Annotated in this window: 10 protein-coding genes; all 10 read right to left on the minus strand. The window is 59.7% G+C overall.

Annotated elements, in window-relative coordinates; all coding sequences use genetic code 11:
• Entirely contained in the window at nt 1–1551 is a 1551-nt protein-coding gene (gene rny, locus I2E45_RS07980; protein WP_115596193.1) for a ribonuclease Y, read from the minus strand.
• A gap of 257 nt (nt 1552–1808) precedes the next feature.
• A complete protein-coding gene (locus I2E45_RS07985; protein WP_195445503.1) occupies nt 1809–2501 on the minus strand; it encodes a regulatory protein RecX in 693 nt (230 codons plus the stop codon).
• Nucleotides 2502–2512: 11 nt separating this feature from the next.
• Nucleotides 2513–3661 carry a recombinase RecA gene (gene recA, locus I2E45_RS07990; protein ID WP_271741986.1) on the minus strand — a complete coding sequence of 383 codons (1149 nt, stop codon included), beginning with the start codon at nt 3659–3661 and terminating at the stop codon, nt 2513–2515.
• A gap of 257 nt (nt 3662–3918) precedes the next feature.
• Complete coding sequence (locus I2E45_RS07995) at nt 3919–4449, minus strand: CinA family protein (RefSeq protein ID WP_195445506.1); 531 nt, start codon at nt 4447–4449, stop codon at nt 3919–3921.
• 12 nt (nt 4450–4461) lie between these two features.
• Nucleotides 4462–5100, minus strand: a complete 639-nt coding sequence (pgsA, locus tag I2E45_RS08000; RefSeq protein ID WP_195445508.1) for a CDP-diacylglycerol--glycerol-3-phosphate 3-phosphatidyltransferase — start codon at nt 5098–5100, stop codon at nt 4462–4464.
• A 9-nt stretch (nt 5101–5109) separates the two neighbouring features.
• Nucleotides 5110–6459, minus strand: coding sequence for a 30S ribosomal protein S12 methylthiotransferase RimO (gene rimO / locus I2E45_RS08005; RefSeq protein WP_195445510.1), 1350 nt, complete (start codon nt 6457–6459; stop codon nt 5110–5112).
• A gap of 26 nt (nt 6460–6485) precedes the next feature.
• A complete protein-coding gene (locus tag I2E45_RS08010; RefSeq protein WP_117583197.1) occupies nt 6486–6983 on the minus strand; it encodes a YajQ family cyclic di-GMP-binding protein in 498 nt (165 codons plus the stop codon).
• Nucleotides 6984–7009: 26 nt separating this feature from the next.
• Nucleotides 7010–8524, minus strand: coding sequence for a helix-turn-helix domain-containing protein (locus I2E45_RS08015; RefSeq protein WP_195445512.1), 1515 nt, complete (start codon nt 8522–8524; stop codon nt 7010–7012).
• On the minus strand, nt 8524–11304 hold the full coding sequence (locus tag I2E45_RS08020; protein WP_229058891.1) for an FtsK/SpoIIIE family DNA translocase: 2781 nt from the start codon (nt 11302–11304) through the stop codon (nt 8524–8526). Before I2E45_RS08020 ends, I2E45_RS08015 begins: the two co-directional genes overlap by 1 nt.
• Nucleotide 11305: 1 nt before the next feature.
• Nucleotides 11306–12976, minus strand: a complete 1671-nt coding sequence (locus I2E45_RS08025) for a ribonuclease J (RefSeq protein ID WP_117654800.1) — start codon at nt 12974–12976, stop codon at nt 11306–11308.
• Nucleotides 12977–13273: the final 297 nt, after the last annotated feature.

Below are 13273 nucleotides of genomic sequence, written 5' to 3' on the forward strand. Positions count from 1 at the left end.
CTATTTAGCGATATCGACAGCGCGGCTCTCGCGAATCACGACGACGCGCACCTGACCGGGATACTCCATCTCTTCCTCGATTTGATGGGCGATGTCATGAGCCAAGACCGTGGACTGAGCATCGGAGATCTTGTCCGGCTGAACCATGACGTGGACCTCGCGACCAGCCTGCATGGCATAGGTACGCTCGACGCCGTCATGGGAGTTGGCAATCTCCTCGAGCTTCTCAAGGCGCTTGATGTAGTTCTCGGCCGATTCGCGACGGGCACCGGGGCGAGAGGCAGAAACGGCATCGGCAGCCTGGACCAGAACATCGAGCACCGTGTTGGGGTCGACGTCGGCGTGGTGAGCCTCGATAGCGTGAACGATAACGGGCTTCTCGCCATAGCGACGGGCGAGCTCGGCGCCGATAACGGCATGCGGACCCTCGACGTCATGGTCGATAGCCTTGCCAAGATCGTGCAGCAGGCCGGCGCGCTTGGCGGTCACAACGTCCAGGCCAAGCTCGGAAGCCATCACGCCGCACAGGTCGGAAACCTCGAGGGAGTGCTGGAGCACGTTCTGACCAAACGAGGTGCGGTAGCGCAGAGCACCAAGGGTCTTAACGATCTCGGGGTGCAGATCGTGGATACCGGTATCGAAGGCAGCCTGTTCGCCAGCCTCGCGCACGCGCTGTTGAACCAAGTCGGCGGCTTTGTGATACATCTCCTCGATACGGGCAGGATGAATGCGGCCGTCAGCAATAAGGTTCTCGAGGGCGACGCGGGCGGTCTCGCGACGGACCGGATCGAAGCTCGAAAGCACGACGGTCTCGGGCGTATCATCGATCACGAGGTTGACGCCGGAAACCTGCTCGAACGTGCGGATATTGCGACCCTCGCGGCCGATGATGCGACCCTTCAGGTCGTCAGACGGAATATGCACGGAGGTAACGGTGACCTCGGCGGTGTGATCGGCGGCACAGCGCTGAATCGCCAGGGACAAGATCTCCTGGGCGGTCTTGTGGCACTCGGCGCGAACCTGCTGCTCGGACTCACGGATGATCGTAGCGGCCTCGTGGGTAACCTCGCCACGAACCTTGTCGAGGAGTTCCTTGTGAGCATCCTCGCGGGTCAGGTCGGCGATGCGCTCGAGCTCCGAGGTCTGCTTGGCGCAAAGCTCCTCAAGCTCACGGGAGCGCTTCTCGACCTGGCCAGCCTGGCTGGACAGCTGATGTTCACGCTTGTCGAGGGCATCGTTGCGGCGATCGAGGGACTCCTCGCGCTGCATCACACGGTTCTCGAGCGTACGAATCTCGCTCTTACGCTGCTTGTCCTCGGCCTCGGCAGCCTGCTTATTCTTGATGATCTCTTCCTTTGCCTCAAGCAGAGCCTCTTTTTTGAGGGTCTCGGCCTGACGCTTTGCATCACCGATTAGGGACTCAGCCTGTGCGTGAGCCGACTGGATCTTTTCGTCGGCCTCGTGAAGACTACCCTGCTTGGCGGTGCGCATGTAGGCAATGGCGGCGATGGCACCCAAAACGATGCCAACGAGCGCTGCGATAATAGGCATGCTCACTCCTTTTTATGGATTCGTTACACAACAAAGCGAACCGTCCTTGCGAACGGCTCGCGACATTTGAGTAATATGGGCGCAGCTTATGCGGGTCGGATACAGATAAACATATAAACAAACTCATCAAAGATGAGCACATATCACAAAGCAAATGACAGTGTTTATCGTACGTTGAACCGTAACAACTGTCAAATAAATGGACCCGGTACGGCGATTAAAACGCGGTGAACGGCGGGTACGCAAACCACATGTGTCTAAACTGCACATTCCTCATGTTCGGCATCGAGACGCGCCTTAACGGCATCGGCGGCGATGTGGTACGAAAAGCCCTTACCCATCAAAAACCGGACGAGCTTTTCGAATCCACGTGTCTCGGGAACACGACGCTTCGCGAGTAAAGCCGATGCGCGAGCCAAGTCGTCCTCCACGGCAAAATAATCCTCGGGATAGCCGGGGATATCATCGAGCACGACATGGCGGCGCTTGAGCTCGGTCTCAATCTTGCGCTGTCCCCAGCCACGTCGTTTGCGCTCCTCGATAAAGTACGAACAAAAGCGGTTCTCATCTAAAAAGCGATACTCAGTGGCACGCTGGACGGCGAAATCAATTGCGGGTTGGCGAAATCCGTAACGAGCGAGCTTGTCACGGACCTCACCCGTGGCATGGTCACGGCGCGACAGCATCTCAGTCACCATGGTAAGCGCGCATTTACGCTCAATGAGCTGTACCGCTTCGCGAAACTCATCCCAATCGCAGGGAAGATCGGGGCGATTTTTAAGAAACAGGCGCGCAACACGAACAGGAATCCAGATGGATCGTTCATAACCGCCCTCGAGCTCGCAGTCGATATGTGCACAAGGCTTTTTTGATGCATACCCACTCGAGAACGAGGAGGTCGCCTTCTTATCGGGAAAGACGACCGTGGCCTCGGTCACCGAATACGACATGAGAGCATCCGTTACTCGTCGTCATCATCGAGCATCGCGGAGCCATCGATGGCGTAAAGCTCATCGAACTCCTCAGTTTCGGGCTGATCGGTCAGCTCGACCTCGGACGGAGCATCGTCATCGAATTCAAGGCCGCAGGCGAGACGAACCTTATGCTCGATCTCGTCGGCACAATCGGGGTGTTCGCGCAGGAAGGCCTTTGCGGCCTCGCGACCGTTACCGAGCTTGTCCTCACCGTAAGCAAACCAAGAGCCCATCTTTTTGCAGATACCGCACTCGACGGCCATGTCCAGAATCGAGCCCTCCTTAGAGATGCCCGTGCCGTACATGATGTCGAACTCGGCAGAGCGGAACGGAGCGGCCACCTTGTTCTTAACGACCTTGGCACGCACGCGATTGCCAATGACCTCGTCCTTGAGCTTAATGCTGTCGATGCGGCGAATATCGATACGCACCGACGAGAAGAACTTGAGGGCGCGGCCGCCCGTCGTAGTCTCGGGGTTGCCGAACATGACGCCGATCTTCTCGCGCAGCTGGTTAATGAAGATGCAGGTCGTTTTAGATTTGGCGAGCGAACCGGCGAGTTTACGGAGCGCCTGGCTCATCAGACGGGCTTGAAGGCCGACCGTAGTATCGCCGATCTCGCCCTCGATCTCGGCACGCGGAGTCAAAGCGGCGACGGAGTCGACGACGATGGCGTCGATGGCGCCAGAGCGCACGAGCATGTCGACGATCTCGAGCGCCTGCTCGCCCGTATCGGGCTGGGAAATGAGGACCTCATCGATATCCACGCCGATACGCGCGGCATACGTGGGGTCGAGCGCGTGCTCGGCATCAATAAATGCCACGACACCGCCCATAGCCTGGGCCTCTGCCAAAATCTCGAGCGAAAGCGTTGTCTTACCGGAGGACTCGGGACCGTAAATCTCGACGATACGGCCGCGCGGCACGCCGCCGATGCCCAGAGCGGCATCGAGGGCCAGGGCGCCCGTGGGAATGGCCTCGACCTCGAGCTCGGGACCACCGTCGCCGTACCTCATGATGGAACCCTGGCCGAATTTCTTCTCGATCTCGGCCTTGGTGGTGGCGATCATCTCATCGCGCTCTTTACCCGTCGTGCGAGCATGAACGGTACGTACGGGACCTGAATTCTTGGCCATGAATAGCCCTCCTCTTAACAACCTGCATCGATAATAAACGAACGGCTGTTCGTGGTCAACCGTTCAGATAAATCATATGCAGCCGACCTTTCCAAAACCCAACCAAACGCCAACCAAACACTGACCAAAAACTTGACCGCAGGCGAACCGAGCAAGGCACGACGAGCAAGATTACGCCAACTACCTGCACATAGAGCAAATTCGCCAGAGGTCCCTATCTCCACAATTAAGGGACCCGGAGGCCCCTTAAAACACGTCTATTCCATAGAATCGAGCACGTAGACAATGCGACCCAGTGCCTCAGCGACCGCATGGGCACGGACGCATGAACGATCGCCCTCATAGTGACAACGAATGGAGTCCACGACAGGCGCTCCCCCATTGGCCGAGCGATACGCCCAGCCAATATAAAAGGTTCCAGCCGGATCGTCCTCGGTGCCTCCACCGGGGCCGGCATAGCCCGTCGCGCTCACGGCAATATCGCTCTGGTACAGCTCCAGCGAACCGGCAGCCATCTCCCGCGCCGTCTGGTACGACACCGCGGTATAGCGGTCGAGCGTCTCTTGCTCAACGCCGAGCACGCGATGCTTAATCTCGTCGCAGTACGTCACCGCACCGCCGCGCAGCACCGCCGAGGCACCGGGGATATCGGCGATCGTCGAGGCGATCATGCCCGCTGTTAGAGATTCAGCCGTCGAAACCGTCACACCACGAACGCTTGCACGCTCGACGATATCGGCTGCGAGCTCTTCATTGTGCGCGGCAATCTGCTCAAATGATTTCGTCATGCCCACCAGGACCTAGACCGAAAAGACGATCTTGCGGCAGTTCCAGAAGTACTGAGCGCCCGAGATAACGGTCAGGATAACGGCCACGGCGTACAGGAAGCGTGAGACGCCATAGAGACCGAGCAACAGCTCCGCAGGCCCCAACTGGAGGCCGGTCATCGCAAAGACGCACAGGTAGCCGCAGATGGAGACCATCGTGGTCGCCGTCTTGTACTTGCCGAGCTTATCGGCGGCAACGACCACACCGGCCGCACTCGCGACCATGCGCAGGGCGCTCACCAGCAGCTCGCGGAACAGGATGATGAACACCGACCACACAGTAACGGCACCAAAGTCCAAGAACAGCAGCAGGGCCGAGAACACGAGCAACTTATCGGCGATGGGATCCAGGAACTTACCGAAGTCGGTGATCTCGTTGCGCGAACGAGCCAGGTAGCCGTCGACCTTATCGGTGCACGACAGGATGACGTACAGAATAAAGGCGGCGGCGGCGAGCGGGCCGTCGAAGGTGCTCCAATCCGTACCGGCAACGCTTGTGTGAGACAGCGCCGACACAATCATGAACACCGGAATAAAGACGATACGCACGCACGTCACGATGTTGGCGGGCGTCCAGACACTCGTCAGTTCCTTATTGCTCTCGTTAGCCACGACGCTCTCCTACTCCACAACATGACCGATAAGCTCATAGCAGAAGCTATCGGTAAACTCGACCGTCAGAATATCGCCCACAGATGCCTCGCTGGCATCCAGATGCACCGCGCCATCGGAATCGGGCGCCTGGAACCAGGCATGTCCGATGAGCTCGGCACCGTCTTCGGTCTCCTCGATACCGTCGACGATCACCTGGGCGCGCTCGCCCACGTGCGCGGCAGTCGCGGCAAAGCCGAGCGACTCGGCCAGGTCCATAGCCTCCTGGGCGCGCTCGAGCTTGACCTCCTCATCGACCTGCCCCTCCATCTTGGCGGCCAGGCTGCCCTCCTCACGCGAGTAGGCAAAGACGCTCGTGTAGTCAAAGCCGACGGTGTCCATAAAGTCGATAAGATCGCGGAACTCGTCGTCGGTCTCGGTCGGGAAACCTACCATGGCCGTGGAGCGGATCACGATACCGGGGATGCGCTCGCGCAGGTCGCGGAACAGGTCCTCGAGCTCCTGGCGCGAACCGGAGCGGCGCATGGCCTTGAGGATGCGCGCGTCGCAGTGCTGCACGGGGATATCGATATAGGGCAGCACCTCGGGCGTATCGCGAATGGTCTCGATAAGCTCGTCGGTCATGCCCTCGGGCTGCAGGTAGAGCACGCGGACCCAGACGTTATGAGGACGCACCGCCTCAGCAACGGCCTGCAACAGCTGCGCCAGATTGCGCGGCACGCCCTCGGCGAGGTCCTCGTCGGCAAAGTCGGTACCCCAGATGCCCGTGTCCTGACCGATCAGAACGATCTCGCGCACGCCGCCGGCGACCAGGTCGCGTACCTCGGAGATAATGCTCTCGGCATTGCGCGAGTGATAACGACCGCGGATATACGGGATCATGCAGAAGCTGCAGAAGCGGTTGCAGCCATCGGAGATCTTGACGTAGGCGACAGCGCCCTCAACAGTGCGCTTGACCTGCGGAATATAGGCGGCAATCTCGCGCTCGACACCCAAAACGTCATCAATGACAGAGACGATGCCGTCTTCCTCGTCGGCCTTCACAAAGGCCGCGACCTCGGGCAGCTCGTCGGGCAGGTCATCGCCGTAGCGTGACGGCACGCAGCCGCACATGACGATCGGGCAAGAACGAACGCCGTCCTGCACCTCGTTGGCAAGCTCGAGCGTGGTCTCGATGCTCTCGGACGTTGCAGAGGCAAGGAACGAGCACGTATTAACGATGGCGATATCGGCATCCTGCGGATCGAATGCCTCCTCGTAGCCCGCGGCGGTCAGCAGCGAACGCATGCGGTCGGTATCGACCTCGTTCTTGGCGCACCCGAGGGTGATATAGAGTACAGAGCCCAACGGAGTATCCATGTTGGAGAGCGGTCCTTTCGAATGAATTAGCGGTAGTTGGTGAACTGCAGCGGCTGACCGTAGTCCTGGTCGCGCAGGAACTGGATCACGGCCTGCAGCGCATCCTTGGAAGCAGAGGAAACACGCAGTTTGTCAGCCTCAATCGTCACCTTGACCTTGAGCTTCTGATCCTTGATGTCCTTATTGATCTTCTTGGCAGTCGTCTGGTCGATACCCTCGACGATGTGACCGAGCACGCGCACGGTACCGCCCGATGCAGCCTGAGGCGCATCCCAAGACACGGCCTTAAGATCGATGCCGCGCTTGATGAGCTTGGAGCTCAGGACATCGATAATCTGCTTGGAGACAAAGTCGGCCGGGGCGTTGATCGTAAAAAGCTTGTCGCCCTTCGAAAGCTCGATGGTAGCGCCGGAGTCCTTCAGGTCATAGCGCTGGGAAATCTCGCGCGTGGTCTGCTGGAAGGCATTGTCGACCTCCTGCATATTGACCTCGGACACGACGTCGAAGCTGGAATCTTTAGCCATGGTTAATCCTTTCGCTTACGAGCGGCTTAGTAGCTGTCGTACGAATAGTCGTCTGAATAGGGCGTAGTCTGCCCGTCGGTGGCGGTATCGGTGCCGTCCATGGACTGGGCATCGGTTCCATCAGTTCCGTCGGTACTTTCGGTGCCATCGGTGCCATCGGTGCCGTCGGAGCTCTCGCCGTCCTTGGACTCGGTCGTCTCCTTCTTGGGAACGGTAATCGTCACGCGTGCCACGCCCGACGTCTTAGTGTCGTAGCGGACCTTTTCGCCGTTCTTGGTAACGGTGACATCGGAAGGCTTGGACGTGGTGATCTCAATCGAGGACTCGGGCGTGTATTCCTGCTCAAAGGGACCGGTCGCCTGGGCGCCATAGACAGACTTGCCATCAACCTTGACTTCAATCCAAGCAGTCTTGCCCTTGGCAACGGAGATCTTGACCTTTGTGACCTCGTTCTCCTCCTTCTTGGCCGTCGTCTTGGCGGCGTCCGAATCGGTCGACTCATCCGTCGTCTCATCGGTATCCTCATCGACGGATTCGGTCTTCTTGGAAGACTTCTTAGTCGTTGTCTTGGTGGCAACGGGCGTCTCGGGCGTCGACTCGGGCGCCGAGGAGCCGCAGCCACGCAGGAGCACCACGATGAGCACGATCAGCAGCAGCGCCACGGCACCGATACCGGCGTAAACGATACGAGGGTCGAGACTGTTGTTCTGGGGAGCACTACCACCGCCGCGTCCACGATTGGAACCACCGCGACCAGTGCCTTGGGGCATGCGACCGCGGTTATTGTCGGAACGTCCACGATAGCTGCCCTGGCGCTGCATATTGCGCTGGCCTGAGCGGGGGGCGAGCTCGCCGCGACCCTGGTAGTTGCGCTGGCCCGAACGAGGCACTGAGGAGCGCTGGCTATAAGGCTGCGATTGGGATCGAAGGCGAGGCGTCACCTGTGTAGTATCGGCATCTGTATAGCCACCGCGCGGACGACCGGAAGAAACGCCACGGTACCCGCGATCGGAATAACCACCATCGCCATAGCCCGCACGAGGGTCACGTGCGACACCGCGGGCAGCGGGGAGTGCGCGCTCCTCGGGCGCCGGCGTGCTACGAAAACGATCGCGCTGGGAACGAATCTCCTCGCTCGAGCCCGTCTCGGTAACATAACCAGCCTGCTGAGGGCGCTGGCCATAACGCGTCGAACGCCCGCCCTGAACCATCAGGAAGCGGCCGTTGTCAACCGAGGAGCGCGAATTGACGTAGCCTGCGGCGTCCTGAAAACGACCGCCCTGCTGCGACGTCTCGCGCTCATATGCCATCAGATCGTCAAAATAAGCGTTGACGACCTCCCGCGGATTGAGGCCCAAAAAGCGCGCATAACTCGAAATCATGCCCTGCGCATAGCCGCGCGGAGGCATCGATGCAAAATTGCCATTCTCGAAAAACTCGATGATCTGCGGCCTGATTTTGATGGTGTTGGCGACCTGCTGAATGGAAAGGCCCATTCGGCGACGCTGCTCGAGCAGCATGTCACCAAAGCGTGCAGCCATCAGAATCCTCCAAACTCACGATCTTCACGTGCCATCTCAGCGTCGACGGATTCCAGCGCGGCAAGGCCTTCTTCATCCAGTAGGACCTCGCGCGGCTTGGAACCGTCGGGCGGTCCGACGACACCCTTTTCTTCCAGCATGTCCATAATACGCCCGGCGCGCGCATAGCCAACCTTCAGGCGGCGTTGCAGGCCAGATGTGGAGCCCAGCTGCGATTCCACCACAATATGAGCGGCTTCCCAGATAAGCGGATCGTCGTCCTGAGGCTCGGCAACGCCGGTGCGCACGATGCCGCCGCCACCTGCCATGGACATGGAGGCAGGTGCCACAGCCGACAGGATCTCCTCGTGGTAGTCGGGCTCGCTTTGCGACTTGACGAACTCGACAATCTCGTTGATCTCGTCATCCGAAACAAAGCAGCCCTGGATACGGCGAGGCTTGCCCCAGTCGACCTTTGAGAACAGCATGTCACCCAAACCAGTGAGCTTTTCGGCGCCCATCTGGTCGATGATGACGCGGGAGTCGATGCCCGTTGCGACGTTGAAGGCGATACGGTTGGTAATGTTTGCCTTGATGAGACCCGTCACCACATTAGAGCTCGGACGCTGAGTCGCCACGATAAGGTGGATACCGGCGGCACGACCCAGCTGGGCGATACGCACAATCGACGCCTCGACATCCTTGCCGGCAACCATCATCAGGTCCGAAAGCTCGTCGATGATGATGACCAGGTAGGGCATCTTTTGCGGCGGGTTATCGTAATGCTCAAACTCGCCGGCGGCCTGCTTTTCGTTATAGGTCGAAATCTTGCGCACGTTCAGGCGCTCGAAGACCTTCAGGCGGCGCTCCATCTCGGACACCGCCCACTGCAAGGCACTCGCGGCCTGCTTGGGCTCGGTCACTACGGGCACGTAAAGGTGAGGCAGGCCGTTATAGCCTGCGAGCTCGACGCGCTTGGGGTCGACCATGATCAGGCGAACGTCCTCGGGAAGGGCGCGCATGAGCAGGGTCGTGATGATGGAGTTGATCATGACCGACTTACCGGAACCCGTGGTACCGGCGATCAGCAGGTGGGGCATCTTGGCAAGGTCAGCGACGACCGGCGTGCCCTCTGCATCGCGGCCGATGGCAAGCTCAAGCGGACCGCCCTTAACATAGGGCAGCACGTCGCCCAAGTTGACGTTCTGGCGCTTGCGATTGGGGATCTCGATACCCACAAGCGAGGTACCGGGGATCGGGGCAAAGATGCGCACCGACTGAGCAGCGAGCGAAAGCGCGATATCGTCCTCGAGGCTCGAAATCTTGCTCACGCGCTCGCCCTCGCCAGGTTGCAGCTTAAAGGTCGTCACCGTGGGGCCGGCGATCCAGCCGACCACGCGGGCACTGCGGCCAAACTCAAGCAAGGTGGATTGCAGTGACTCGGCAGTCTGTTCCAGCTCCTTGTCAGATGACGCGGAGGACGCCGACTGCGGGTTGGCGTGCAGGATCTCGAGCGGCGGAAGCTTGAAGCCGTCCTCTTCTTCGCCCTCGTTATCCGCGGGGGCATTGACCGCTCCCCCATCGCTAGGAGTAGGCGCCTCGGCAGCGCCCGCGACAGCCGTATCGGCAACCTTGGGATGCTTCAAGAAGTCGGGAATCTGAGGTGTTGCCGAGACAGGATTCACGGCAAACGGCGGCTCGGACTCGTCGATCTTATCGGGGTCGTCTTCCATCGAAAGCTGACCGGTTACCTGGTCGCGCTTTGCATGGCGACGCGGCAGCAAAGTTGTCTTTGCGGTCTCAATCGGAGCCTCGTCGTCCTCGTCATCGCCCTCGGTGAGCTCAATCTCGCTATCGGACCAAGACGGGTCAGGCTCACTCGTATTGAGATTAGGCGCAGCCTTGCCCTTCTTGGCGTGGCGGCGCGGCAACAGCGTCGTCTTAGCGCGCTCAGCTTCCACGGCATCGGACACGTCGACAAACGGATCCTCGTCCTCGTCGTCATCGTCCAAAACCGGGTCCGCATCGTTGCCCATGACCGTGGTCACGGCAGCATCGGAGCCCTTTTGACGAAGAATGCTCAGGTGCGGACGGGCAACGCCGGGCACCGACAGGGCTTCGTCGTCACCCCACGGGCTCGCGTTAACATCGGCACGACGGCGCTCGGCAAAATCGGCCGCGCGGTCGCGGGCAGAGCGCAGCACGCCACCCACCGAAAAGCCGATGATGACCAAGCCCACGACGACAAGGCCCAACAGGACTACCATCGCGATAGGCTTACCCAGGGCATTCTGCAGCGCACTCGCAATAAACGCACCGATGTAGCCACCCGAGGCGGACAAATTTTGCGGCGTGAACATAAGGTCACACGAGACACTCGTACCCGGCACCATCAGCGAAAGAATGGAGACGACGGCGATAAAGACCACGGCGCCGCCCGCAACAGAGCGCACGTTGAGCGGCGAGTCCTCGCCTAAAAAGAGCGTGGCGGCAAACAGCAAAATGACGATCGGCAGCACGTAGGCGCCCAGGCCAAAGCCCAGGTGGTAAAAACCGGCAACAGCAGCCGTCACGGGCGCTGTTGCCGGAGAAATCACGGCAATAAAGGACGCAATCGCCAAAACGGCAATGACCACGCCGGCGATATCGCGATTGGCCGAGGGCTCCACCAAGGGCTCAAAATCGTCGAAGTCCGCCTCGTGGCCCTTATTGGCACGCAGATGGGAACCGGCACCCTTAGCAGATGGCGGTTGGTTATTGGCCTTATTGCCTTTGGCGTTTTGTGCAGATCCGCGCGCCAAACTAAACCTCCATGACGACCGGGATGATCATCGGACGGGTGCGCGTACGGCTCCAGATAAAGTTAGAGAGCGAATCGCGCACGGCCTTGCGAATGGCATCGGAACCGCTGCTCGTAAAGCTAAACTTGCCCTTCTCGATCGTCTTCATAATGGACGCGGAGGCATCCTCGGAGAACTGGTCGTCGATGGCAAACGAGACGCCGCGGCCCGAGAACTCGATGGCCTCGATCTTCTTGTGCTTGAGCGAGACGATGGCAACAGCGGTAACCATACCGTCGTTGGCGAGCTTCTGACGATCGCGCAGGACGATGGGGTCGGTATCGCCGATACGCAGGCCGTCGACGTAGACGACGCCGGACTCGACGGGCGTACCGCGTTTGACGATACCGCCGCGCATCTCGAGCGTGTCGCCGTTATCGAGGATAAAGATGTGATCATCCTTGATGCCCATCTTACGAGCAAGCTGGGCATGGGCACGCAGATGCACGGCCTCGCCGTGAACCGGCATAAAGTAGGTGGGCTTGGCCATGGCCATCAGTAGCTTGAGTTCCTCCTGGCTACCGTGACCGGAGACGTGAACGAGAGCGCGGTTCTTATCCCACACGTCGCAGCCGAGCTTGGCTAGGCTGTTGACGACCTGCTGGACGGCTTTCTCGTTACCGGGGACCGGCGTTGCCGAGAGGATAACGGTATCGCCCTCGTGGATGGAGAGCGTCTTGTGCTCTCCGTTGGCCATGCGGGACAGGGCCGACAGCGGCTCGCCCTGCGAACCGGTGCACATGACGACGATCTTGTCGTCGGGCAGGTTATCGATATCGAAGGCATCGATGATATCGGCATCGTCGATGTTGAGATAACCGAGTTCGCGCGCCACGCGGGTGTTGGTGAGCATGGAACGACCGGTCACGACGACCTTGCGGCCGCACTTGCGGGCGGCGTCGCAGATCTGCTGCAGACGATGGATGTGGCTCGAGAACGACGCGACGAACACGCGGCCCGGAGCATTCTTGATGGCATGCAGCAGATTGGGGCCAACCTCGGCCTCGGACTTGGTAAAGCCGGGGACCGTGGCGTTGGTGGAATCGGACAACAGCAGGTCGATGCCCTGCTTGGCAAAGCGGCTGATAGCGGCATAATCGGGCGTGACGCCGTCGATAGGCGTCTGGTCGAGCTTAAAGTCGCCGGTGTGCATAACGGTGCCCTGGTTGGTGCGGATGAATACGCCCAGAGCGCCCGGGATGGAGTGCGTCATCGAGAAGAAGTCGAGCGAGATGCCACCGAGATTGACGTGGCTGCCGCCCTTGACCTCACGGAACTTGGGAGCGCGGATGCGGAACTCGGAGAGCTTGCCCTCGATAAAGCCGAGCGTCAGCTTGCTCGAGAAGATAGGCACCTTGTTGTTGAGGTCCTGCAGCAGATACGGAAGCGAACCGGTGTGGTCCTCGTGGCCGTGAGTGACGATGATGCCGCGGAGCTTTTCCTCGTTCTCCAGAACGTAGGTGTAATCCGGAAGCACCAGGTCGATACCGGGCTGCGAGTCGTCGGGGAACATGAGACCAGCGTCGACGAGCACCATGTCGTCGCCGCACTCGAAGACCGTCATGTTCTTGCCGATGCCATCAAGGCCGCCGAGCGGGATGATCTTCAAGGGAGATGATTTTTTAGCTGCCATAGGTTAGTGTGGTTTCCTTTCTTCGAAACGGGTCTGGAACAACCGACGGGGCGCTTCTGGCAAACCGACCGCCGGGAACGTACAAACATGCATCGCAGAGTCGATGCAATAACCACAGTATGATACCCATTTGCACAACAACAGACCACCCATGCATCAAAGCCCCATCTGAACTGGTCCATCCCGCCGGTCAGGGCTCAGCGGCCCCGGCACGGGCTAAGTTTCCTGCTCTACAGTCCTGCTCACGACGGAGGCCACATTAAGTGGCCTCCTGTTCGTGCGGAACTCGCGATAAAC

The sequence above is a fragment of the Collinsella aerofaciens genome (assembly GCF_015555045.1).
Taxonomy (GTDB): Bacteria; Actinomycetota; Coriobacteriia; order Coriobacteriales; family Coriobacteriaceae; genus Collinsella; species Collinsella aerofaciens_W.

Coding starts and splice junctions, on each gene's coding strand:
- I2E45_RS08025 (WP_117654800.1), bottom strand. CDS start 12,976: ATGGCAGCTAAAAAATCATCTCCCTTGAAGATCATCCCGCTCGGCGGC.
- I2E45_RS07995 (WP_195445506.1), bottom strand. CDS start 4,449: ATGACGAAATCATTTGAGCAGATTGCCGCGCACAATGAAGAGCTCGCA.
- I2E45_RS07985 (WP_195445503.1), bottom strand. CDS start 2,501: ATGTCGTATTCGGTGACCGAGGCCACGGTCGTCTTTCCCGATAAGAAG.
- I2E45_RS08015 (WP_195445512.1), bottom strand. CDS start 8,524: ATGGCTGCACGCTTTGGTGACATGCTGCTCGAGCAGCGTCGCCGAATG.
- rny (WP_115596193.1), bottom strand. CDS start 1,551: ATGCCTATTATCGCAGCGCTCGTTGGCATCGTTTTGGGTGCCATCGCC.
- recA (WP_271741986.1), bottom strand. CDS start 3,661: ATGGCCAAGAATTCAGGTCCCGTACGTACCGTTCATGCTCGCACGACG.
- I2E45_RS08010 (WP_117583197.1), bottom strand. CDS start 6,983: ATGGCTAAAGATTCCAGCTTCGACGTCGTGTCCGAGGTCAATATGCAG.
- rimO (WP_195445510.1), bottom strand. CDS start 6,459: ATGGATACTCCGTTGGGCTCTGTACTCTATATCACCCTCGGGTGCGCC.